This window comes from Aeromonas sp. 11P (assembly GCF_051920165.1).
GTDB lineage: Bacteria > Pseudomonadota > Gammaproteobacteria > Enterobacterales > Aeromonadaceae > Aeromonas > Aeromonas veronii.
On sequence record NZ_JBQBDJ010000004.1, the window covers coordinates 1,572,097 to 1,594,383 of the forward strand.

The following is a 22,287-nucleotide window of genomic DNA, read 5'->3' on the forward strand; positions in this document are numbered from 1 at the left end:
GATGGCGGCATTCGAATACAAGGCCCTCGACAACAAGGGACGCAGCAAGAGCGGCGTAATGGAGGGCGACTCGGCCCGTCAGGTGCGCCAGCTGCTGCGCGAACAGGGGCTCACTCCCCTCGAGGTGAACGAGACCACCGAGAAGGCGAAACGGGAAGCGACCCGCTTCGCCCTGTTTCGTCGTGGTGCCAGCACTGCCGAGCTGGCCCTGATCACTCGCCAGCTGGCCACTCTGGTGGGCGCCGGTCTCACCATCGAAGAGGCACTCAAGGCAGTGGCCGAGCAGTGCGAAAAGGCGCACTTGCGCTCTCTGGTGGCGACCGTGCGCAGCAAAGTGGTGGAAGGCTATTCGCTGGCCGACTCGCTGGGGGCTTTTCCACATGTATTCGACCAGCTGTTTCGCTCCATGGTGGCGGCCGGTGAAAAATCGGGCCATCTGGAGAAGGTGCTCAACCGCCTTGCCGACTACACCGAGCAGCGCCAGCACATGCGCACCAAGCTGCTGCAGGCGATGATCTACCCTATCGTGCTCACCTGCGTCGCCATCGGGGTTATCTCGATCCTGCTTACCGCCGTGGTGCCCAAGGTGGTGGCCCAGTTTGAACACATGGGTCAGCAGTTGCCGGGCACCACCCGTTTTCTCATCGGCACCAGCGAACTGATGCAGGCCTATGGCCTCTGGTTCCTGCTGCTGATCTTCCTTGGCAGCTTTGTCTGGCGCTGGTGGCTCACCGATGAAAAGCGTCGCCGACGCTGGCATCAGGTGCTGCTCGGCCTGCCGGTGATTGGCCGAGTCAGTCGCGGTCTCAACACCGCCCGCTTCGCTCGCACTTTAAGCATCCTCAACGCCAGTGCGGTGCCGCTGCTGGAGGGGATGAAAATCTCCGGCGAAGTGCTCTCCAACGACTTTGCCAGAATGCGCATTCTTGAAGCCGCCGAACGGGTGCGCGAGGGGACCAGTCTGCGCAAGTCGCTGACCGAGACCAAGATTTTCCCGCCCATGATGCTGCACATGATCGCCTCCGGCGAGCAGAGCGGCGAGCTCGACAGTATGCTGGAGCGGGCGGCAGACAACCAGGATCGGGAGTTTGAATCCCAGGTCAATATCGCCCTCGGGGTGTTCGAACCCATGCTGGTGGTCTCCATGGCCGGGGTGGTGCTGTTTATCGTGATGTCGATCCTGCAGCCGATCCTCGAGCTCAACAATATGGTGAATATGTAAGTTTCCGGCGTTCGATAGCCCCGCTGGCGGCCCGTCGAACCCACCCAGTGATCACTCTCTGATGGGCTATCCCATCTCATTCGTTACGGAGCAACTCATGAACAAACGTCGTCAATCCGGTTTTACCCTGCTGGAAGTCATGGTGGTCATCGTGATCTTGGGCATTCTGGCCAGTCTGGTGGTGCCCAACCTGATGGGCAACAAGGAAAAGGCTGACCAGCAGAAAGCGGTCTCCGACATCGTGGCGCTGGAAAATGCCCTCGACATGTACAAGCTGGACAACAACCGCTACCCGACCACCGAACAGGGTCTGGACGCACTGGTGACCAAACCCTCCATCGACCCGGCGCCGCGCAGCTACCGCGATGGCGGCTACATCAAGCGCCTGCCGCAAGACCCCTGGGGCAACCCGTATCAACTGCTGAGCCCGGGCCAGTACGGCAAGATCGACATCTTCTCCATGGGTCTGGATGGCGAAGCCGGTACCGATGACGACATCGGCAACTGGAACCTGAAGGATTTCCAATAAGTGATATGTCGCCACCGCACTCCTTGTGAGCTGACTGCATGAAGCGATCTCTCTCCTTTCATCGCCAATCCGGCTTTACTCTGCTGGAAGTGTTGCTGGTCGCCATGCTGATGGGGCTGGTGGCTACCGCCGTCACCCTCAGCATGGGAGGCGCCAGAGGGGATCGGGAGCTGGACAAGCAGGCGCGCCGCCTGATGGCGACCCTGCAGCTGGCGCAGGAGTATGCGGTGATGGATGGTCGGCTGGTGGGCATTCGTATCGAGGATAACGGCTGGCAGTTTATGCAGCGTCAGGCCAAGGATCGCAAGTGGCTGGCCCTGACTGGCGACAAGCAACTTGGGCCGGTGCAACTGGCCGAGAACATGACGCTGGCGCTGGAGCTGGAAGGCTTTGGCTGGCAGCCGGACTCCGACGAGAAAACCGAACAGAAGCGCGACGAGAAGGAGCGCACGCCGCAGTTGCTCATCTTCCCAGGCGGCGAGCTGAGCCCGTTCGTGCTCACCTTCACCCAGCAGGATGAGGATGCCCGCTACACCCGCATCGTAAGGGGGACGAGTTCGGCCGCCTCACCCTGCTCACCGGCGATGAAGATGAAGAGGTGAGCGAGTGAACGCCCGCGGTATGACGTTATTTGAGAAAGGAGTGATGGTGGCGCCACCTCTGTGCCAACAACATGTGCAACGGGTGGCACGATGAACGCACGGGGCATGACATTACTAGAAGTGATGGTGGCGCTGGCGGTCTTTGCCATCGCGGGTCTGGCGGTAATGAAAACCGCCAGCGAGCACCTCTCTGCCCTCAACTATCTGGAGCAGAAGACACTCGCCACCTGGGTGGTAGAGAACCAGCTGGTGCAACAGAAGCTCGAGAACAAGTGGCCTGGTGACAGCTGGGTGGAAGGGGATGAGCAGATGGCGGGCAGCACCTGGTACTGGCGCTATCGCGGCGTCGCCACCGCCGACAACAACTTCCGGGCGCTCGATATGGAAGTGCGTACCGAGGCCAAGGCCGAGAACCCGGTCGCCATGATGCGGACCTATATCAGCCGATGACCCAGCTATCAGCCCGCACGCCTCGCCCCGTCCGCCATGCCGGTTTTACCCTGCTCGAAATGCTGGTGGCCATCGCCATCTTCGCGACTCTCAGCATGGGCGCCTATCAGGTGCTGCAGGGGGTGCTCACCAGCGACGAGGTGGCCAAGCGCAAGGAGGCCCGCCTCAACGAATTGCAGCTCGCCTTCACCCTGCTGGAGCGAGACATCACCCAGATGGTGCCGCGCAGCGGTCGCATCGAGGGGGAGAACAACAAGGTGCTGCTGGCGGCTTCCCGGTTCGGCCAGCAGAGCGATGACTGGGGCATGGCCTTTATGCGCAGCGGCTGGCTCAACCCGGACGGCATGCTGCCCCGCTCCCATCTGCAACGGGTCGGCTGGCGCCTCAAGGATCAGAAGCTGGAGCGCCTGAGCTATTTATATCCGGATCCGGTGATCGGCACCGAGCCGCGCATCCAGCCGGTGCTGACAGGGGTCACGGCATTTCGCCTCTACTTCTTCGACAAGGGCAACTGGAAAGAGGAGTGGAGCCAGCGCAGCGTGCTGCCCCACGGGCTGGCAGTGGAGCTGGATCTGGAAGATTACGGCACCATTCGCCGTCAATTCCTGATTGGTGCCGGTGGCCAGCGCGCCGAAGAGAATAGCCAGAGCAGCAACCCCGACCAAGGTGGCAACAACAACGGGAACAACGGCGGCAACGGCAATACCAATGGCGGTAATGGTGACAGCCAGAACGGAGGGGACGCCAATGCGGGCTAATCTCGCCGCTCCCGGTCGCCAGCGCGGCATGGCGCTGCTGGTGGTGCTGCTGATCCTCTCGGTAATGGTGATCATCGCCAGCAATATGAGCGGCCGCCTGCAGCTTGAGCTGCGCCGCACCGCCAACATCACCACAGGCAAACAGGCGTGGTGGTATGCCCTCTCGGCAGAAGCGCTGGTAAGCAAGGTGCTGACGCAGGATTTCAAGGACAACCCCGAGGTGGTTAACCTCAGCCAGAACTGGGCTCGCAAGAACACTGTGTTTCCGGTGGATGATGGCCAGCTCAAGGGCGAGGTGACCGACCTGCAATCCTGCTTCAACCTCAACAGCCTGAGCGTGGCCTTCAAGGCGGGGAGCGGCGAGGAGCTGGCGCAGCAGCCCTATCCGGTGCAGGTGTTTCGCGAACTGCTCAAGCAGCTGGCGATGGATGATTACGAGGCGGCCCAGCTCACCGATGCCATCCGTGACTGGACCGACAAGGATACGGTGCTGGTCTCCAGCCTTGGCGCAGAGGATGCCTATTACGAGGGGCTCAAGCCACCCTACCTCACCGCCAACCAGTGGATGCTGGGCAAGGATGAGCTGCGGGCGGTGCGCGGGGTGACGGCCAGGGTCTATGCCAGACTGGCCCCCTACGTCTGCGCCCTGCCCAACGACAAGTTGAAGATCAATATCAATACCCTTGCCCCCCAGCGCCCCGAGCTGCTGGTCGCCCTCTATCTGGGCAAAATAGGGCTGGATGATGCAAAACGGGTATTGAACGAGCGACCGCAGAAAGGGTGGAAAGAGAGCAAGCTGATGACGGACTTGCTCGCCCCGCCCGATACGGTCAAAGGACTGAAAGAGGCGCTGGTTGTGAAAAGCGACTTCTTCGAAGCCCGCATGGTGGCGGAAGTGGGCGATAACCGGGCCTGGCTCGAGACCCTGTTCCAGCGGGGCAAGGACAATAAACTGGTCATGCTGCGCCGCCTCAGTAGCGGCGCCGAATAAACCGCGCACCTGCAGGCCATCGCCTGCGGGTACGAGAGATGTTGGATGCAGCCTGCGGGCTGCGCACCGGTGGCCATGGCGCACAACGCCCTTTGCAAACCGGTATCGCAGGAGAGAGATGCGTGAGCGAAAGTCTGGTCATCCGACTGGGGACCAATAAACAACAACCCGTGGCCTGGCTGGTCTGGTCGAGTCAGGAGCAGGAGATCATCGCCTCTGGCACCCTGCCCTCGGCCGATGCCCTGAGCGAGCTGCAGGAGCGGGCCGGTGGCCGCCCCGTGGTCACGCTAGTGCCGGGCAGCGATCTGATCTTCCGGCGCGTCACCCTGCCGGGTCGCTACAACCGCCAGTCGGCAGCGGCCCTTCCCTACCTGCTGGAGGAGCAGATCGCCTCCGATGTGGACGAGCTCCATCTGGTGGTGCTGGCCCACGAAGGTCAACAGGTCGACCTGATGGCGGTGGATCGGCAGAAGATGGGCGAGTGGCTCGGCTGGCTCGATGCCGCTGGCCTCAAGAGCCTGCAACTGCTGCCCGATGTGCTGGCGTTGCCACAGGCCGCGGATGGCTGGTCTGCCCTGCAACTCGGCAATGAGTGGCTGGTACGCCAGGGCCCCTGTCAGGGGATCGTCGCCGACGAGCCGCTGCTGGATATCTTACTGGCGACTGAAGCCGAGCCAGTCACCATCCACAGCCACACCCCGGTGCCCGCCATTGCCGCCGCCAACTGGCAAGCGGCGGAGCCCGAACTCCCCATGCTGCTGCTGGCCAAAGGGGCCCTCACCTGCCGAGCCAACCTGCTGACCGGCCCCTACCGGCCGCAGACCGAATATGCCCGCTACTGGTTGCAGTGGCGCAAGGTAGCCATTACCGCGGGTCTGTTGCTGCTGGTGGCCCTCGGCCAGCGCGGGGTGCAGCTCTATCAGCTCACCGAGCAGGACAAGGCGCTGAAAGCGGAGATCCGCGCCGTCTATACCCGCATCTTCCCGGGGGAGAGCCGCATCGTGAACGTGCGCAGCCAGATGAACCAGCATCTGCAACAGATGGGACAAGCCCCGCAAAACGGCGTGCTGCTGATGCTCACCGAGCTGGCCCCCACCTTTGCCGAAGTACCCGGCCTCAAGCCGCAGGTGATGCGCTTTGATGCCAGTCGCCGCGAGCTGCGGCTGCAGGTGACCGCCCCCGGCTTCGCCGAGATCGAGCGGTTCCGCGAGCTGGCCGGCAAGCAATTCGAGGTACAGCAAGGCGAGGTGCGCAGCACCGAGGGCAAGGTAGAGGGCGCACTGGTGCTCAAGGGTAAATCATCATGATGGAAAAATTGCAGAGCTGGTGGCACGGCATCACTGCACGGGAACAGCGGCTGGTGGTCGCGGGTGGCGTTCTGCTGCTGGTCGGTCTCTTCTACTGGAGCGTCTGGCAGCCCATCGCCAACCGCATCGCAGAGCGGGAGCGGCAGGTGCAAAACCAGCAGCAGACCCTCGCCTGGCTTAAGGAGAAGGGGGAAGAGGTGCTAGCCATGCAGGGTGGCTCGGGTCGCCAGATCGACACCAGCGGCACCCTGGAAGGGGTGGTCAACCGCACCGCCTTCAACCACAAGATCAAGATTGCCCGGCTGCAACCCCAGGCGCAGGAGCTGCAAGTGTGGATCGACACTGTCCAGTTCGATGACTTGCTGCTCTGGCTCTCCACTCTGGTGGAGCAGCACGGTATTCAGGTTCAAATCATCGAGATCGCCCGCGAGGATCTGGCCCCGGGTCTGGTCAAGGTCAGACGTTTGCAGTTGAGTCGTCCACAATGAAAAAACGCATCCTGATTGCCAGCCTGTTTCTGGCCGCCTATCTGGTCTTCCTGCTGGCCACCCTGCCCGCGGCACTGGTGGCTCGCCATCTGCCGCTGCCTGCCAACATTGCCAACCTGCTGAAACTGGAAGGGGTGAGCGGCACCCTCTGGAGTGGCCAGATTGCCCGACTGCAATATGCCAGCGAATCGGTGAACCAACTGCGCTGGGATCTCAACGGCTGGTCGCTGCTGCGCTTCGCCCCCGAAGTGGCCATACGCTTTGGCGATCGCAACGGGCTGAACGGTCAGGGCGTTGTCGGCTGGAATGGCTCTGCCTTCGGCCGGGACCTGACCCTCAACGCTCCCGCCCCCTGGTTGCTGAGCCGGGTGCCGATGCGCCTGCCGATCCCGATCACCGTCAGCGGCCAGCTGCAGCTCAAAGTGGAGCAATTTGCCCAGGGCAACCCCTGGTGTGACAACCTCTACGGCAACCTCGACTGGTACAACGCCAGCGCCGATACCCCGGCGGGCAAGCTGGATCTGGCCGACCCCGAGCTGAAACTCACCTGCCTCGACTCCAGACTGGTGGCCGAACTCAAGCAGGGCTCGGATGCGGTGCAGACCATGGGTCGCCTCGAGCTGCAAGCCAATGGCCAATACCTGTTCCAGGGCACCCTGAAACCGGGCCCCGAACTGCCGCCACAGATGCAGCAAGGACTCCCCTTCCTCGGCCAGCCCGACAGTCAGGGCCGCTTCCCCCTGCGCTATCAGGGGCGGATCTAACCCCATCCCCCACCGACCCCGGAGACACTCCGGGGTCGGTTCCCCCTCCCCTTTGTGACCTCACCTCTCACTGTACTGACTGCCTCAGCCCTCACTCATTCAGCACTCACTTAGCGCAATAACCTCTGCAAGGCACCTGTTTACCCTCTCCTTCAACCCGCTCTGTGCGGCAAAAGCCCGCCTCCCTCGTCAATCCATTTGCCGTAAATGGTCAATGAGCGCACACCTTGCTCAAAAAGTGGCAACTCGCCACAGCTAAATTAAATATCAATAAGATTGCATCATTTGATAAATGTGAGCTGTCACCCGTTATTGATCTTTTCCAACCACATTACAGCCGCCCACAAAAGCATAAAAATAACTATCTGAAAAATAACGATTAAAAAAGAGAACCATCCTCTTCACGCCCCATTCAATCTCATTTCCTTTGTGCCAATCCATCAGAAATGTGAGCGACGGCAAAACAACAGGTCAACCATAAACTATTGATAAAAACATCGAAATACCAGATGGAACCCAGAGGCCGATACAATGAAGTCAACTGGAGATGATTGATGTGTCTTGATAACACAACAGGCAACCATCTCGACCGATCTGTTCATTTGGTTTTCAAGCGTTGAGGGAAGGGTTATGGAAAAGAAGCGTATCTACCTGTTTTGCTCTGCCGGAATGTCCACTTCACTGCTGGTTTCAAAGATGAAGGCCCAGGCGGAAAAATATGATGTGCCGGTGCTGATCGATGCCTATCCGGAGACCCTGGCTGGCGAGAAGGGACAGGATGCCGATCTGGTGCTGCTGGGCCCGCAAATCGCCTACATGCTGCCGGAGATCCAGCAGCAACTGCCGGGCAAGCCGGTCGAGGTGATCGACACCCTGCTCTACGGCAAGGTCGATGGCCTCGGCGTACTGAAGGCGGCGGTCGCCTCCATCAAGAAGAGCCTCGCGCAGTAAGGAGATCCCTGTGAGCAACATCATCGCATCGTTGGAGAAGGTCATACTGCCCATAGCCGTCAAGCTGGGCAAACAACCTCATGTCAACGCAATCAAGAACGGTTTTATCAAGCTGATGCCCCTGACGCTGGTCGGGGCCATGTTCGTGCTCATCAACAACGTCTTTCTGAGCTTTGGCGAAGGCTCCTTCTTCTACTCCATCGGCGTGCGGATCGATCCCGCCACCATCGCCACCCTGGATGGCCTCAAGAGCATCGGCGGCAACGTCTATAACGGCACCCTGGGGATCATGTCCCTGATGGCCCCCTTCTTTATTGGTCTGGCACTGGCCGAAGAGCGCAAGACCGACCCACTGGCCTCCGGTTTGCTGTCGGTGGCAGCCTTTATGACCGTCACGCCGTTCAGCGTGGGCGACGCCTATGCGGTCGGCGCCAACTGGCTGGGCGGAGCCAACATCATCTCCGGCATGCTGATCGGTATCGCCGTGGCCGAAATGTTCGCCTTTATCGTCCGTCGCAACTGGGTGATCACCCTGCCTGACAGCGTGCCGGCCTCGGTCTCCCGCTCCTTCTCGGCTTTGATCCCGGGCTTTATCATCCTCTCCATCATGGGGGTGCTCTCCTACCTGCTGAACAATGCCGGTACCAACTTCCACCAGCTGATCATGGACAGCATCTCCACCCCGCTGGCCAACATGGGGGGACTGGTGGGCTGGGTCTATGTGATCTTCTCCTCCTTCCTCTGGTTCTTCGGTGTACACGGCATGCTGGCGCTCACTGCGCTGGAGTCTGGCGTACTTTTCCCCTTCGCCCTGGAAAACGTAGCCCTCTACAACCAGTACGGTTCGGTCGAAGCGGCGCTGGAGGCAGGCAAGCAGTTCCACTTCTGGGCCAAGCCGATCACCGACTCCTTCGTCTTCCTCGGCGGCACCGGTGCCACGCTGGGCCTCATCATCGCCATCTTTATGGTCTCCCGTCGCGATGACTACCGTCAGGTCGCCAAGCTGGGTCTGCCCTCCGGCATGTTCCAGATCAACGAGCCCATTCTGTTCGGCTTGCCGGTCATCATGAACCCCATCCTGCTGGTGCCCTTCATCCTGGTGCACCCGGTACTGATGGGGATCACCATGGCCGCCTACTACGCCGGGATCATCCCGCCCATCACCAACATAGCGCCATGGACCATGCCGACCGGCCTGGGGGCCTTCTTCAACACCAACGGCAGCGTGGCTGCCTTCTGTCTGGCGATATTCAACCTTGGCGTCGCGACCATGATGTATATCCCCTTCGTGCTGATTGCCAACAAAGCGCAGAACGTCATCGATGAAGAAGAGGAGAGCGAAGAGGATATCGCTCTGGCTCTGAAGTTCTGATAACAGCCATTCCAATGACAGCAAGGGAGGAGCAAAACTCCTCCCCTAACAGCCTGGAGAAGTAACCCATGCAGTATCGTTTTCCGGATAACTTCTGGTGGGGCAGCGCCAGCTCGGCCCCGCAGATGGAAGGCGCCGCCAACCGCGGTGGCAAATCCGCCAATATCTTTGACTACTGGTTCTCCATCGAGCCACAGCGTTTCCACAACGGGGTCGGCCCGACCGACACCTCCACCTTCTATGACAACTTCGAGAGCGACATCAAGCTGCTCAAGCAGCTGGGGCACAACAGTTTTCGCACCTCCATCTCCTGGTCACGGCTGATCCCGGACGGGGTGGGCGAAATCAACCAGGAGGCGGTCAGCTTCTACAACGCCGTCTTCGATCGGCTGCTGGCCGAGGGGATCACCCCGCTTATCAACCTCTACCACTTCGACATGCCGATGTGCATGCAGGAGCGTGGCGGCTGGGAGAGCCGGGAAGTGGTGGCCGCCTATGTGCGCTACGCCACCCGCTGCTTCGACCTGTTTGGCGGTCGCATCAAGCACTGGTTCACCTTCAACGAGCCAATTGTGCCGGTCGAGTGTGGCTACCTTGGCCACTACCACTACCCCTGCGTGGTCGATTTTGGCCGGGCGGCCACCGTCGCCTACCACACCGCGCTGGCCCATGCCGGTGCCGTGCAGGCCTATCGCGCCTGTCAGCATGATGGCGAGATCGGCATCATCCTCAACCTGAGCCCGACCTATCCCCGCTCACAGGATCCGGCTGATCTCGCCGCCTCCCGCATCGCGGATCTGCTGCTCAACAAGAGCTTCCTCGATCCGGCCCTGAAGGGGAGCTACGACCCCGAGCTGGTTGCCCTGCTGGCGCAGTACGACTTGCTGCCGCAGATCGAAGAGGGTGACAAGGCGCTGCTCGCCGCCGGCAAGGTGGATATCCTCGGCATCAACTACTACCAGCCGCGCCGGGTCAAGGCCAAAGAGGTGGCGTGGCAGGGTGTACCGCGCACGCCGGAAGATCTGTTCGACTACTACGAGATGCCGGGCCGCAAGATGAACCCCCACCGCGGCTGGGAGATTTACGAAAAAGGGGTCTACGACATCCTCACCGACCTGCGAGTCAACTACGGCAACCTGCCCTGCTACATCTCGGAAAACGGCATGGGGGTCGAGGGGGAAGAGCGCTTTATCGGTCCCGAGGGTCGGGTGGAGGATGACTACCGCATCCAGTTCATTCGCGAGCACCTCCAGTGGCTGCATCGCGCACTGGAAGAGGGCAGCGCCTGTCGCGGCTATCACCTGTGGACCTTTATCGACAACTGGTCGTGGCTCAACGCCTACAAGAACCGTTACGGCTTCGTCCGCCTCGATCTGGAGAGCCAGCAGCGCACCATCAAGAAGAGCGGCTACTGGTTTGCCGAGGTCGCGCGCAACCATGGTTTTAATTAACGGCTTCGACTAACGGTTTCAATCAACGCATTTACGTAAGGAACGACACATGTTCGATCTGGACAACATCACTGAAGAGGCCACCACCAGCAACGATCTGGAAGAGGTGGTAATGGGGCTCATCATCAACTCCGGGCAGGCCCGCAGTCTCGCCTACACCGCACTGAAAAAGGCCAAGGAGGGGGATCTGGCCGCCGCTCACCAGCTGATGGCCCAATCCCGCGAGGCGCTCAATGCCGCCCATCTGGTGCAGACCCAGCTGATCGAGGACGATCAGGGGGAAGGCAAGATCCCGGTCACCCTGGTGCTGGTCCATGCCCAAGATCACCTGATGACCTCCATGCTGGCCCGTGAGCTGATCAGCGAGCTGATCGAGCTGCACGAAAAGCTGCAGAACCAATAACCTCCGGACGGGGCGAGAGGCCCCGTCATCGGCCCGCAGATCAGGAAGCGACTCATGAGCGTTAAAACAATCCGGGAAACCGAACTGTTTAACAACAAACCATTCCACATGTTCATCTACAACAAGCAGGTGAGCGGAACCGGTTTGCACCAGCACGACTACTACGAGTTCACCCTGGTACTGACCGGTCGTTACTATCAGGAGGTCAACGGCAAGCGGGTACTGCTGGAGCGGGGGGATGTGGTGTTTATCCCGCTCGGCTCCCGCCACCAGAGCTTCTACGAGTTCGGCACCACCCGCATCTTCAACGTCGGGATCACCCGTACCTATTTTGACGAGCACTTCAAATACCTGCTGCCGGAACACTTCGTCGCCTCACAGGCCTATGCGCTCAAGAGCGAGTTCCTCAGCTACATCGAGTCGGTGCTGGTCTCACCGGGCTTTAGGGAAGAGGCGCTGACCGAATTTCTCGAAGTGGTGACCTACGCGGTGATGAACCGGCTGCGTCACTACAAGGACACCTCCGCCAGCGATGATCTTCCGCTCTGGCTCCACGAAACCGTGGAGCGGATGCACGATCGCCCCCTCTTTGCCGAGGATGCGCTGGCCAACATGGTCTCCCTCTGTGGCAAGAGCCAGGAGTATCTGACCCGGGCCACCCGGCGTTACTACAACAAGACGCCGATGCAGATCATCAACGAGATCCGGATCAACTACGCCAAGATGCAGCTGGAGGTGACCAACAACTCGGTGGCCGATATCGCCTTCGAGACCGGCTACAACGACGTCAGCCTCTTTATCAAAAACTTCAAGAAGCTCACCTCGTTTACCCCGGGCAGTTACCGCAAATATCTCTACCCGAAATTTGAAAGCCCGGCCTGATGCCGGCAGTGAATGCCATGTAAATAGAACAGATTGCAATACCGAGCACCGAACATGACCAGCCCCTGCCACAGGCGGCTGCGGCCCCTCTCACCCTGATGACAGAGCGGCCACCATCAAACCGATAAAGATCGATGAAGAGGGATTTATGAGCGAGAAGATCAAGGTAGTCACCATAGGCGGCGGCAGCAGCTACACCCCCGAGCTGGTCGACGGTTTCATCAAGCGCTATGCCGAGCTGCCCATCAGCGAACTATGGCTGGTGGATATTCCCGCTGGCGAAGAGAAACTGAACATCATTTTCGACCTCTGCCAGCGGATGATCCGTCAGGCAGGCATCCCCATGACCCTGCACAAAACCCTGGATCGCCGCGAGGCACTGGTGGGCGCCCACTTCGTCACCACCCAGCTGCGGGTCGGTCAGTTGCAGGCGCGAGAGAAGGATGAGCGCATCCCGCTCAGTCACGGCATGCTGGGGCAGGAGACCAACGGCGCAGGCGGCCTGTTCAAGGGGCTGCGCACCATTCCGGTCATCTTCGACATCATCCGCGACGTCGAAGAGCTTTGCCCGGATGCCTGGCTGATTAACTTCACCAATCCGGCCGGCATGGTGACCGAAGCGGTGCGCCGTCATACCAATTTCCGCCGCTTTATCGGGGTGTGCAACATTCCGGTCGGCATGCAGATGTTTGTGCGCGATGCCCTCCAGCTCACCGAGCGGGATCACCTCTCGATGGACTTGTTCGGCCTCAACCATCTGGTCTTTATCGGCGATGTGCTGGTCAACGGCGAATCGCGCTTTGACGAACTGCTGGAAGGGGTCGCCGATGGCAGCCTGACCCGCGCCAGCTCGGTCAAAAACATCTTCGATCTGCCGTTCGACCCCGGCTTTATCCGCGGTCTGCGCCTGCTCCCCTGCTCCTACCTGCGTTACTACTTCAAGGAGAAAGAGATGCTGGGGATCGAGATGGGCGAGTTCTACAAGGGCGGCGCCCGGGCTCAAGTCGTGCAGCAGGTCGAGAAGAAGCTGTTCGAGCTCTACCAGAACCCCGCGCTGTGCGAAAAGCCCAAGGAGCTGGAGCTGCGTGGCGGCGCCTATTACTCCGATGCAGCCTGCGAGGTGATCAGCGCCATCTACAACGACAAGCAGAGCGAGCACTACGTCATCGTGCCCCATCAAGGCCATGTCACCAATATCCCGGCCGACTGGACGGTAGAGATGAGCTGCCTGATCGGGCGTGATGGCGCCATTCCCCATCCGCGCCTCACCCGCTTTGACGACAAGGTGAACGGGCTGGTACATCTCATCAAGAGCTTCGAGATCGCCGCCGCCAAGGCCGCCATCAGCGGCGACTTCGATGACCTGCTGCTGGCGATGAACCTCAACCCGCTGATCCACTCCGACAACGATGCCCGCATCGTCGCCCGCGAGCTGTTGCTGGCCCACCGCGAACACCTGCCCAACTTCGCCGCCGCCATCGACGCCCTCGCCTGAGGCCAGCACGCCCCGCCCGAACCGGCGGGGCGCTTAACCGCAAGGGAACCCTCATGAGCAAGAGATTGATCATCAACGCCGACGATTTCGGCCTCTGCCGCGCCCAGAACTACGGCATCATAGAGGCGTTTGAACACGGGGTCGTCAGCTCCACCACTGCGATTGTCACCTCCCCCGCCATCGAACACGCCGCCTGGCTGGCCGGGCGCTTTCCCGAGCTGCCAGTCGGGCTGCACTTTATGCTCAGCTGGGGCAAACCGCTCACGCCGCTCACTTCACTGGTGAACGAGCAGGGCGAGCTCAACAAGGGGATCTGGCACAAGAGCGAGGCGGGAGAGCTGGATCTGGCCGAGATATCCGGCGAGCTGGCGAGTCAGTATCAGCGCTTTGTCGCGATCTTCGGCAGAAAGCCGACCCATATCGACAGCCACCACCATGTTCATATGCTACCGACTATCTACCCGCTGGTGGAGGCTTTCGCCAAGACGCATGGACTGCCCCTGCGCATCGACCGGAGTGAAGTCGCCCGCCACGGCCTGACCGTCACCCACTCGCAAAGCTGCGATCGGTTCGACGACCGCTTCTACGGCGAGCAACTGACCCGGGCCGACCTGCTGCAACTGCTCGATGAAGCCAGTGAAGAAGGTGCCAATTCTCTTGAGATCATGTGCCACCCCTCCTTTATCGATCTGGAGATGCAGGACAGCTCCTACTGCCAGCCCCGCCTCAACGAACTGGCGATCCTGACCGACCAGTCCCTGCCCGCCCTGATCGCGGAGCGCGGCTACCGCCTTACCAGCTATCGGGAGTGGCAACCGTAATAGTGATGACAGGGGAGCCGGTACGGGGCCAGGGAGTGGCCTGTGCTTTTGTGACGGGGCTGGTAAATTCACTGCTGCGTCACATTTGAGTGAGGTATATCCTTGTATATTCTGCATATTTCCTTCACAACCTGCCTGATTGGGCAAACGCCGTGATCCTTCCCCCAGTGACCTTTCAGCATGGAGCATGTCACATGAAAATCACCCCTATCGCCATCGCATTGCTGGCGGCAAGTTCGGCCAATGCCGCAAGCCCCGCCAAACCCACCGCCCAGACCATTTATCTCGGTGGCGATATCGTTACCGTCAATGATGCGGCGCCGACGGCGCAGGCGCTGGCCGTCAAAAATGGCCGCATTCTGGCGCTGGGCAGTGAGGCCGACATTCTCAAGCTGCGTGATGAAGGAACCCGGGTGGTCGACCTGCAGGGCAAGACCCTGATCCCGGGCTTTATCGATGCCCATGGTCACGTATTCAACACCGGGATCCAGGCGCTTTCGGCCAACCTGCTGGCCCCGCCTGATGGCACCGTGACCGGTATCGCGGACCTGCAGCAGGCGCTGCGAAACTGGGTCGCCAAGCCGCAAAACAAGGCGCACGGGATCATCCTGGGTTTCGGTTATGACGACTCCCAGCTCAAGGAAAAACGCCACCCCACTCGTCAGGAGCTGGATGCCGTATCACAAGAGCTCCCGGTGCTCATCATTCACCAGTCGGGTCACCTTGCGACACTCAATAGCAAGGCACTGGCGCTGGCCGGATTCGGCCCGGACAGCAAGGAGCCGGAAGGGGGCAAGATCCGCCGTGAAGAGGACGGCAAGACCCCGAACGGCGTTCTGGAGGAGACCGCCTTCTTCGGCGCCTTGCTGCCGATGTTCGCCAACTTGAACGACAGGGAAAACGAGGCAATTTTCAAGGCAGGCATGACACTCTATGCCAGCTTCGGTTACACCACGGCTCAGGAGGGACGCGCCTCTACCTCCGCCGTCAAGACCATGTACCAGCTGGCCCAAAAAGAGAAGCTGCCCCTCGACGTGGCGGCCTATCCCGACATCCAGATCGCGCGGGACGTTATCGCCCCGCCTTACTACGCCCAGAAGTACATGAACGGTTTTCGGGTCGCCGGGGCCAAGCTCAATCTTGATGGCTCCCCCCAGGGCAAGACTGCCTGGCTGACCCAGCCCTATTTCGTTCCTCCTGCCGGACAAAAGGCCGATTACAAGGGCTATCCCAGCATGAGCGACGAGCAGGCCGCCCACTACATCGAACTGGCCCAGCGCAATGGCTGGCAGCTGCTCACCCACGTCAACGGTGATGCGGCCATCGATCAGCTGATCAAGGGGATTGAGGCCAGCGAGAAGCAACATGGCAAACCGGATCGCGGCTTCGTTGCCATCCATGCCCAGACCGCCCGCAAGGATCAGGTCGCCTCATTCCAGCGACTCGGCATCTTCCCCTCCTTCTTCCCGATGCACACCTTTTACTGGGGGGACTGGCACAGTGATTCCGTGCTCGGCAAGGAGCGGGCGCAGCATATCTCCCCCACCGGATGGGCGCGCGAACTGGGGATGATCTTCACCTCCCACCACGACTCCCCGGTGGCGCTGCCTGATGCCATGCGGGTCTATTATGCGACCGTCAACCGGATCAGCCGTACCGGACGCCCCATCGGGCCGGATCAACGGGTCTCCGCTCTGGATGGACTGAAGGCACAGACCCTGTGGGCGGCGACCCAATACAAGGAGGAACACGACAAGGGTTCTCTGGAGGTCGGCAAGCTGGCAGACCTGGTGGTGCTCTCGGCCAATCCGCTCAAGGTCAAACCCGAGACCTTGGCCGATATCCGGATCGAAGAGACGATAAAGGAGGGGGTCTCCGTCTATCGGCGTGACGGGCAGAGCGCTCAGGAGTCGACAGGCTGTACGGAATCTACACGCTGCAGTGCGGTAGCCACGACAGCCATTGTGGCAGCAGGCCTATTGCATCATCAGCCACACTAGACCCCATGGCCTGACGCCTTCCAGCGTTGGGCCATGCCTTTAGCGCCAAAATGCAGATACAAAAAAGCCCAAGCGGGTGACCGCTTGGGCTTTCTCTTTGAATATGGCGGAGGAGGTGGGATTTGAACCCACGGATGGTCGCCCATCGCCGGTTTTCAAGACCGGTGCATTCAGCCGCTCTGCCACCCCTCCGAACGGCGTGCATACTACGCTAAGCCCTTGTTCATATGCAATACATATTTCCTGTGGGATAGTGTGCGGGAGCAAAATGGCAGGTGGCTTGAAATTGTTCCTCGTCATCCCTATTTGTTCTACATACAATGCGTAAACATGCAGTAACAAACAGCGATCACGAGACGGCTGCTCGCTGTCTCACCCGGACATCAAGAGGACACCCAAGATGGATACCCGTTCTATCTACACTGGCACCCAAAGTGCCGTACGCGATACCAACAAGGTGCTGCGTAACACCTATATGCTGCTCTCCCTCACTCTGGGCTTCTCTGCCGTGGTGGCGGGGGTCGCTACCGTGATGAACATGCCGCCGCTGCACTGGGCCGTGTTCCTGATCGGCGTCTACGGTCTGATGTTCCTGACCGAGAAGAATCGCAACAACGGCATGGGGCTGGTCTTCACCTTCGCCCTGACCGGTCTGCTGGGCTATAGCCTGGGCCCCATCATCAACATGTACATGAACAATGGTGGTGGCGAGATCGTGATGACCGCCCTTGGCGGCACCGCGCTCACCTTCTTCGGTCTGTCGGCCTATGCCCTTACTACCAAGCGTGACCTCTCTTTCATCGGCGGCATGCTGTTCGTCGGTTTCTGGGTACTGCTGGTGGCCATGATTGCCAACATCTTCCTGCAGATGAGCGCCCTGAGCCTGGCTCTGTCCGCCATGTTCATGCTCTTCTCCTCCGGTGCCATCCTGCTGACTACCCAGCAGATCGTGCGCGGCGGCGAGACCAACTACATCTCTGCCACCGTCACCCTGTATGTCTCCATCTACAACATTTTCCTGAGCCTGCTGAGCCTGCTTGGCGGCAACCGCAACTAATCAAAAACCCCGCTTCGGCGGGGTTTTTATTGGCTCCTGTTTCTGTCAGGATAAGTTGCAAATCAAGGATATGATGCGAAGCGGCCCTGATCCAAATCAGGGCCGCTTCTCGCTTGGCGGGGTAACATCCTGCCCTCGTTTCGTTCAAGGGTTGTTCCTGTTTCATGCCGATGGATCTCTCTGGCCTGCTGCGCCGACTGCTGACCGATAGTCACATCTACTTCGCCCTAAAGGTGCTGCTGGCCATTCTCGGTCTGCTCGCCTTCACCCTGGCCACAGGCAATATCCAGCTCACCGTGCTGCTCTCCCTCGGGGTAGTGGCAGGTGCCATCGCCGAAACCGATGACAGCCTGTGGGGACGCCTCAAGAACCTCGCCATGACGCTGATTTGTTTCATGTTTGCGTCCCTGTGCGTGCAGTATCTCTACCCCACCCCCTGGCTGTTTGCCATCGGGCTCGCCAGCTCCACCTTTATCTTCGTGATGGTGGGGGCGCTCGGGGCCCGCTACGCCACCATCAGCTTCGGCTCGCTGCTCATCGCCATTTACACCATGCTGGGGGCCGCCAAGGCGCCGGATCTCTTCTACCAACCGCTGGCCCTCGGCGCTGGCGCCCTCTGGTACGGGCTGGTCTCGTTTATCTGGCTCTGGCTGCTGCCCTACAAAACCCTGCACGAGCAGCTGGCCCAGAGCTACTTCGCCCTTGGCCGCTACCTGCTGGAAAAGTCCCGCTTCTTCCCGGCGGACGAGCACGGCGCTCAGGCCATTCGCCACAATCTGGCCCAGCTCAACATCAATCTGGTGAGCGCGCTGACCCTCACCAAATCGGCCCTCAACGCCCGCCTGAGCCGCCGCCATCCGGCGAGCCCAGAGCTTGCCAGCCTGCTGCGCCTCTATCTGCTGGCGCTGGAAATTCACGAGCGTGCCACCTCCAGTCACTACCCCTACAGCCGGCTGGAAGCGGAGCTCAAACAGGGCATCGTACTGGAAGGATTTCAGGAGGTGTTCCTGCAACTCTCCGAGGCGTGCCAGCGGCTCGGTTACGCCATTCTGGTCCACAAGCCCTACGCCCATAACAAGCGCATCCACTGGACGCTGGAGGCCCTCGGCGATCAGCTGGAGTTCACCAATCTCAAGCAGCACTACCCGAAAACCCTGCTGACGCCGATGAAGTTCCTGCGCCGCAATCTGGCCAGCATCAACCAGCTGCTCGGCAGCGCCGAAGTGCTGCAAAACCCCGAGCAGCCGGAGCAAGAGCTGCCCGCATTGGCGCGCCCACCCCGCCTGCCGCTGCTGACCCAGCTCAAGCAGCACCTCACCTTGCACTCCATGGTGTTTCGCCACGCGCTGCGCCTATCCTTGGGGCTGGTGATTGGCTACGGCATACTGCAAGCCTTTGATCTGGAAAAGGGCTATTGGATTTTGCTGACCGTGCTGTTTGTCTGCCAGCCCAGCTACAGCGCCACCCGCCGCCGACTGGTGCAGCGGATGCTCGGCACCTTCGCGGGTATTCTGGTGGGCATTCCGGTGCTCTGGCTCTTCCCCGAGCTGCACGTCCAGCTGGTGGTGATGGGGCTGGCCGCTTTCCTCTTCTTTACCCAGGTGCGCAACAACTACAGCGCTGCGGTCTGCTTTATCACCCTCTACGTGCTGATGGCGTTCAACCTGCTCGATGGCATCGGCTTTGCGATCCTCGGGCCGCGGCTGCTCGATACCCTGCTCGGCTGCCTCATCTCTTACGGGCTGGTGGCCTGGCTCTGGCCGGACTGGCAGTACAAACGGCTACCAACGCTTATCGCCAATTCGCTCTCGGCCAACGCCCGCTACCTCTCGGCGGTGCTGGCAAGCCTCAAGCAGCAGCGGGACGAGTCCATCGACTATCGGGTGGCGCGCAAAAGCGCCCATCTGGCGGACAGCGAGCTGGCCACCGCCTGGCAGAGCATGCTGGTGGAGCCGCAAAAGCGCCGCCGCTTCCTCGATCTCTGCTTTACCCTCACCTGGCGCAACCACGCCCTGCTCTCCTACATCTCGGCGCTGGGAGCCCATCGCGACAAGCTGGAGGCCATCAGCGGGCTGGATGAGGTACGCCACCACATCTGCCACACCCTGGAGCAGGCCGCCGGTCATCTGGCGGGCAACCCCTCCAGCTCCATCGGTGGTCAGTGTCCCATTCTTTGCACGGACAGCAGTCCCGACAGCAGCGAGGAGCAACTGATGCTGACTCAGCAGCTCAACCTCATTAGCGAGCTGGCGGATCAGCTGCTGCATCTGGCCAACGAGAGCCGGTTGCTCACCGGGGATCAAGGCGCTACCATGCCCGCCCAATCCTGATAGCCCCATTAGCGAGGAGCCCCCATGTCTGCGTCCGAAAAACATCAGCTGGAATTCAACGGCCAACTCATCGAGACCGATGCCAAGGGCTATCTGCTCAACAGCAACGACTGGAGCGAGGAGCTGGCGCTGGTGCTGGCAGCGCAGGAGGGGATCACGCTTGAGGAGCCGCACTGGGAAGTGGTGCGCTTTGTGCGTGCCTTCTATCTGGAGTTCAACACCTCCCCCGCCATCCGCGCGCTGGTCAAGGCGATGGAAAAACAGTACGGCCCCGAGAAGGGCAACAGCCGCTACCTCTACAAGCTGTTCCCGGAAGGGCCCGCCAAGCAGGCGACCAAGATTGGCGGCCTGCCCAAACCGGTGAAGTGCATCTGATCCCATGCATCTCATCCCATAACAACGGGGGGCCGCAACTGCGGCCCCCCGTTGTGTTTGGTGCGCTATCTTCGCGCACCTCCCATTCATATATCTCAGGCTTCCGCCAGCCTTAACTCCGCTTGTCAGCCAGCGCCACCAACTGCTCCGCCAGCCAATGACCGTGCAGGTAGGAGGTAATCAGCTCGCTATCGGCCTTGCCCGATTCAATCTGTTGATACCAGTGCTCCAGCATGGCAGCAAAGCCGCGCTGGGCCAGCACCGGCTGCCAGTCGTTGGGGGCTAGCGCCTGCGCTGTCTTGTCGCGGGCGATGCTGCCGCGGGTGCAGTTCTCAAGGTGCAGGGAGAGATTGTCGCCGTAGGCATCGATGCGCTCCTCGGTGATCCCGGCGCTGCGGTTCATGCTGCCGCTGATGGCGCGATCGCCGCTCTGCCAGCTGACGCTGACCCCGGCCAACAGGCTGTTGTCCTTCATATCCGGTCGCAATACCGCATGGAACTCCCCATCCGGCGTGCCGCCATAGAAGCAGAGGCTGTCGAGCACATGGATAAAGTCGTCGAACATAAAATCCCGCGCCTTGCCCGGCAGGGCGAAGCGGTGCTTTTGCCAGTTCAGCTCGGTGATCGGCCGGGCGCGCGCCTCGGCCATGGCGGGCAGATAGCGGCGGTTAAAGCCGGTAAAGAGGGCGCAATCTTGCGCGATGGCGAGGTTGGCCAGCGCCTCGGCCTCGGCCAGATTGTCGCACAGGGGCTTGTCGACAAAGGTGGGGATCCCTGCGCGCAGACACTGCTCGGCCAGCTCGCGGTGAACGACGGTTGCGGCGTGGATCATCACGGCGTCGGGGCGGCTGGCCAGCATGGCCGCCACATCGGTAAAGCACTCGGCGACCCGATACTGGCGGGCCAGCTTTTCCAGCACAGATGGATTGCGGGTGCAGAGCAGCGGGGTGACCCGCTCGTCGCTCGCCAGCAGCGGCAGATAGGCTTTCTGGGCGATATCCCCCAGACCAATCATGGCAATGCGCATCTCAACTCCTTTTCACTCGATAACGGGACAAGCGGATAACTGCCCGCACCATCTCAGGATTTGTCCCGCAGATCCAGCCTGCCGTTAGCAAACTGGCTGGCGTGTGCAGCTCTCGGCAAACGGTGGCGTTATCTGGGCATAGCAAGATCGCAGACCAACTTGATTACCTCGGCCAGCCACTCGATGGCGAGATTGCCCTGACTTTTGCGGTGTCTGCCGACCACCACCTCGAACGGCTGCGGCGCTCCGGCCAGCTCCAGCACGCGAAAATCGCCGAGGGCGGCGATGGCCGACGGAATGCAGGCCGCCACGTCATTGACCGACATAAAGGCTTGCAGCGAGGTGTAACAGGGGAGCGTCGCCACCGCCGCGCTGGCAACCTGCTGCGGGCTCTTCTGCCCTTCGAAATTGCCGACGCTGTTGGCGAACTGCACAAAGGGGATGGCCGCCATATCCTGCGGAGTCTTGTCCGGAAGATATCGGGAGTCGCGGCGCAGCACGCAACAGTAGTGATCCCGGCGCAGGGTGGCGCGCAGCAACCCCGGGTCGAGATAGGCATCAAAACCAATCACCAGATCGACCTCGCCGCTGGCCAGCGCCTCCAGATGCGCTTCGGCCTGAAAGTCCACCACATCGAGCCGGATGGAGGGCGCCTGAGTGCGCAGGGCGCTCGCCAGCCTTGGGATAATGGCGAGCTGGGCATACTCGTTGGCCATCACCCTGAAGGTGCGCTCGCTGCTGGCGGGATCGAAGGGAGCAGCCACAAAGACCCCGTCGATATCGGCCAGGATCTGCTCGAACCTGGCGGCCAGCTCGCAGGCGTAATCGGTCGGCTGCAATCCGGCGCTCTGGCGGATAAACAGCTCGGCGGGAAAGAGATCGCGCAGCTTTTTCAGATGGCTGCTCACCCCCTGTTGGGAGATCTCCAGCAGCTCGGCCACCCGCGACACACTCTTGTATCTGACCAGCAGCACCAGCACCCTCATCTGCCTGATATCGATCTTCTCCACTC

General features: G+C 60.8%; 20 protein-coding genes, 1 tRNA gene and 2 pseudogenes. 20 read left to right on the forward strand and 3 right to left on the reverse strand.

What is annotated here, in order from left to right; genetic code table 11:
* The first annotated feature begins 1 nt into the window (after window position 1).
* The 17 genes and pseudogenes from exeF (at window position 2) to ACTG1P_RS07240 (ending at window position 16,486) form a co-directional block, all read left to right on the forward strand.
* Window positions 2–1,222, forward strand: a complete 1,221-nt coding sequence (gene exeF / locus ACTG1P_RS07160) for a GspF family T2SS innner membrane protein variant ExeF (protein WP_005338296.1) — start codon at window positions 2–4, stop codon at window positions 1,220–1,222.
* Between the two features lie 97 nt (window positions 1,223–1,319).
* Entirely contained in the window at window positions 1,320–1,751 is a 432-nt protein-coding gene (exeG, locus tag ACTG1P_RS07165; RefSeq protein ID WP_421205431.1) for a GspG family T2SS major pseudopilin variant ExeG, read from the forward strand.
* 38 nt (window positions 1,752–1,789) lie between these two features.
* Window positions 1,790–2,361: pseudogene (gene exeH, locus ACTG1P_RS07170) on the forward strand (GspH family T2SS minor pseudopilin variant ExeH).
* Window positions 2,362–2,443: 82 nt separating this feature from the next.
* Entirely contained in the window at window positions 2,444–2,803 is a 360-nt protein-coding gene (gene exeI, locus ACTG1P_RS07175) for a GspI family T2SS minor pseudopilin variant ExeI (RefSeq protein ID WP_005338301.1), read from the forward strand.
* Window positions 2,800–3,447: pseudogene (gene gspJ / locus ACTG1P_RS07180) on the forward strand (type II secretion system minor pseudopilin GspJ); the annotation flags it as partial. The gene exeI and the pseudogene gspJ, both read left to right, overlap by 4 nt.
* 103 nt (window positions 3,448–3,550) lie before the next feature.
* The gene (gene exeK / locus ACTG1P_RS07185; RefSeq protein ID WP_440000869.1) at window positions 3,551–4,552 is read left to right on the forward strand and encodes a GspK family T2SS minor pseudopilin variant ExeK; all 1,002 of its coding nucleotides are present in this window, start codon (window positions 3,551–3,553) and stop codon (window positions 4,550–4,552) included.
* Between the two features lie 122 nt (window positions 4,553–4,674).
* Entirely contained in the window at window positions 4,675–5,859 is a 1,185-nt protein-coding gene (exeL, locus tag ACTG1P_RS07190) for a GspL family type II secretion system protein ExeL (RefSeq protein WP_440000870.1), read from the forward strand.
* Window positions 5,856–6,347, forward strand: a complete 492-nt coding sequence (gene exeM, locus ACTG1P_RS07195; protein ID WP_005338305.1) for a GspM family type II secretion system protein ExeM — start codon at window positions 5,856–5,858, stop codon at window positions 6,345–6,347. The genes exeL and exeM overlap by 4 nt, the downstream gene beginning before the upstream one ends.
* The gene (exeN, locus tag ACTG1P_RS07200) at window positions 6,344–7,111 is read left to right on the forward strand and encodes a GspN family type II secretion system protein ExeN (protein ID WP_440000872.1); all 768 of its coding nucleotides are present in this window, start codon (window positions 6,344–6,346) and stop codon (window positions 7,109–7,111) included. The genes exeM and exeN overlap by 4 nt, the downstream gene beginning before the upstream one ends.
* A 630-nt stretch (window positions 7,112–7,741) precedes the next feature.
* The gene (locus tag ACTG1P_RS07205; protein ID WP_005350034.1) at window positions 7,742–8,062 is read left to right on the forward strand and encodes a PTS sugar transporter subunit IIB; all 321 of its coding nucleotides are present in this window, start codon (window positions 7,742–7,744) and stop codon (window positions 8,060–8,062) included.
* Window positions 8,063–8,072: 10 nt separating this feature from the next.
* Window positions 8,073–9,434 (forward strand): PTS N,N'-diacetylchitobiose transporter subunit IIC, encoded by a 1,362-nt coding sequence (gene chbC / locus ACTG1P_RS07210; protein ID WP_440000873.1) that lies wholly within the window; start codon window positions 8,073–8,075, stop codon window positions 9,432–9,434.
* Window positions 9,435–9,502: 68 nt separating this feature from the next.
* Window positions 9,503–10,885 (forward strand): glycoside hydrolase family 1 protein, encoded by a 1,383-nt coding sequence (locus ACTG1P_RS07215; RefSeq protein WP_440000874.1) that lies wholly within the window; start codon window positions 9,503–9,505, stop codon window positions 10,883–10,885.
* A gap of 49 nt (window positions 10,886–10,934) precedes the next feature.
* Window positions 10,935–11,288, forward strand: coding sequence for a PTS N,N'-diacetylchitobiose transporter subunit IIA (gene chbA / locus ACTG1P_RS07220; protein ID WP_005350025.1), 354 nt, complete (start codon window positions 10,935–10,937; stop codon window positions 11,286–11,288).
* Between the two features lie 54 nt (window positions 11,289–11,342).
* Complete coding sequence (gene chbR / locus ACTG1P_RS07225) at window positions 11,343–12,170, forward strand: transcriptional regulator ChbR (protein WP_139732581.1); 828 nt, start codon at window positions 11,343–11,345, stop codon at window positions 12,168–12,170.
* A gap of 148 nt (window positions 12,171–12,318) precedes the next feature.
* Complete coding sequence (locus ACTG1P_RS07230) at window positions 12,319–13,665, forward strand: 6-phospho-beta-glucosidase (RefSeq protein WP_197929201.1); 1,347 nt, start codon at window positions 12,319–12,321, stop codon at window positions 13,663–13,665.
* Window positions 13,666–13,718: 53 nt separating this feature from the next.
* The gene (gene chbG / locus ACTG1P_RS07235) at window positions 13,719–14,486 is read left to right on the forward strand and encodes a chitin disaccharide deacetylase (RefSeq protein ID WP_440000875.1); all 768 of its coding nucleotides are present in this window, start codon (window positions 13,719–13,721) and stop codon (window positions 14,484–14,486) included.
* A 194-nt stretch (window positions 14,487–14,680) separates the two neighbouring features.
* On the forward strand, window positions 14,681–16,486 hold the full coding sequence (locus ACTG1P_RS07240) for an amidohydrolase (protein ID WP_440000876.1): 1,806 nt from the start codon (window positions 14,681–14,683) through the stop codon (window positions 16,484–16,486).
* A 104-nt stretch (window positions 16,487–16,590) separates the two neighbouring features.
* Here the strand turns inward: ACTG1P_RS07240 and ACTG1P_RS07245 are convergent.
* A tRNA-Ser gene (locus tag ACTG1P_RS07245) sits at window positions 16,591–16,678 on the reverse strand.
* A 208-nt stretch (window positions 16,679–16,886) separates the two neighbouring features.
* Here ACTG1P_RS07245 and ACTG1P_RS07250 point away from each other — a divergent pair.
* From ACTG1P_RS07250 to ACTG1P_RS07260, 3 genes are all read left to right on the forward strand, one after another.
* On the forward strand, window positions 16,887–17,543 hold the full coding sequence (locus ACTG1P_RS07250; protein ID WP_005338308.1) for a Bax inhibitor-1/YccA family protein: 657 nt from the start codon (window positions 16,887–16,889) through the stop codon (window positions 17,541–17,543).
* A gap of 164 nt (window positions 17,544–17,707) precedes the next feature.
* Window positions 17,708–19,873 carry a YccS family putative transporter gene (gene yccS, locus ACTG1P_RS07255; protein WP_139478746.1) on the forward strand — a complete coding sequence of 722 codons (2,166 nt, stop codon included), beginning with the start codon at window positions 17,708–17,710 and terminating at the stop codon, window positions 19,871–19,873.
* A 24-nt stretch (window positions 19,874–19,897) separates the two neighbouring features.
* Window positions 19,898–20,248 (forward strand): TusE/DsrC/DsvC family sulfur relay protein, encoded by a 351-nt coding sequence (locus tag ACTG1P_RS07260; RefSeq protein WP_019446869.1) that lies wholly within the window; start codon window positions 19,898–19,900, stop codon window positions 20,246–20,248.
* A gap of 112 nt (window positions 20,249–20,360) precedes the next feature.
* Here ACTG1P_RS07260 and ACTG1P_RS07265 read toward each other — a convergent pair whose 3' ends face one another.
* Both ACTG1P_RS07265 and ACTG1P_RS07270 read right to left on the reverse strand, forming a co-directional pair.
* Window positions 20,361–21,275, reverse strand: a complete 915-nt coding sequence (locus ACTG1P_RS07265; RefSeq protein ID WP_440000877.1) for a Gfo/Idh/MocA family protein — start codon at window positions 21,273–21,275, stop codon at window positions 20,361–20,363.
* 128 nt (window positions 21,276–21,403) lie between these two features.
* A complete protein-coding gene (locus ACTG1P_RS07270; RefSeq protein ID WP_440000878.1) occupies window positions 21,404–22,285 on the reverse strand; it encodes a LysR family transcriptional regulator in 882 nt (293 codons plus the stop codon).
* Window positions 22,286–22,287: the final 2 nt, after the last annotated feature.

Excerpts from the sequence above, each read along its gene's own strand:
- exeF (WP_005338296.1), top strand. The coding sequence starts at position 2 with ATGGCGGCATTCGAATACAAGGCCCTCGACAACAAGGGACGCAGCAAG.
- exeG (WP_421205431.1), top strand. The coding sequence starts at position 1,320 with ATGAACAAACGTCGTCAATCCGGTTTTACCCTGCTGGAAGTCATGGTG.
- exeI (WP_005338301.1), top strand. The coding sequence starts at position 2,444 with ATGAACGCACGGGGCATGACATTACTAGAAGTGATGGTGGCGCTGGCG.
- exeK (WP_440000869.1), top strand. The coding sequence starts at position 3,551 with ATGCGGGCTAATCTCGCCGCTCCCGGTCGCCAGCGCGGCATGGCGCTG.
- exeM (WP_005338305.1), top strand. The coding sequence starts at position 5,856 with ATGATGGAAAAATTGCAGAGCTGGTGGCACGGCATCACTGCACGGGAA.
- exeN (WP_440000872.1), top strand. The coding sequence starts at position 6,344 with ATGAAAAAACGCATCCTGATTGCCAGCCTGTTTCTGGCCGCCTATCTG.
- ACTG1P_RS07205 (WP_005350034.1), top strand. The coding sequence starts at position 7,742 with ATGGAAAAGAAGCGTATCTACCTGTTTTGCTCTGCCGGAATGTCCACT.
- ACTG1P_RS07215 (WP_440000874.1), top strand. The coding sequence starts at position 9,503 with ATGCAGTATCGTTTTCCGGATAACTTCTGGTGGGGCAGCGCCAGCTCG.
- chbA (WP_005350025.1), top strand. The coding sequence starts at position 10,935 with ATGTTCGATCTGGACAACATCACTGAAGAGGCCACCACCAGCAACGAT.
- chbR (WP_139732581.1), top strand. The coding sequence starts at position 11,343 with ATGAGCGTTAAAACAATCCGGGAAACCGAACTGTTTAACAACAAACCA.
- ACTG1P_RS07230 (WP_197929201.1), top strand. The coding sequence starts at position 12,319 with ATGAGCGAGAAGATCAAGGTAGTCACCATAGGCGGCGGCAGCAGCTAC.
- chbG (WP_440000875.1), top strand. The coding sequence starts at position 13,719 with ATGAGCAAGAGATTGATCATCAACGCCGACGATTTCGGCCTCTGCCGC.
- ACTG1P_RS07240 (WP_440000876.1), top strand. The coding sequence starts at position 14,681 with ATGAAAATCACCCCTATCGCCATCGCATTGCTGGCGGCAAGTTCGGCC.
- ACTG1P_RS07250 (WP_005338308.1), top strand. The coding sequence starts at position 16,887 with ATGGATACCCGTTCTATCTACACTGGCACCCAAAGTGCCGTACGCGAT.
- yccS (WP_139478746.1), top strand. The coding sequence starts at position 17,708 with ATGCCGATGGATCTCTCTGGCCTGCTGCGCCGACTGCTGACCGATAGT.
- ACTG1P_RS07260 (WP_019446869.1), top strand. The coding sequence starts at position 19,898 with ATGTCTGCGTCCGAAAAACATCAGCTGGAATTCAACGGCCAACTCATC.
- ACTG1P_RS07265 (WP_440000877.1), bottom strand. The coding sequence starts at position 21,275 with ATGCGCATTGCCATGATTGGTCTGGGGGATATCGCCCAGAAAGCCTAT.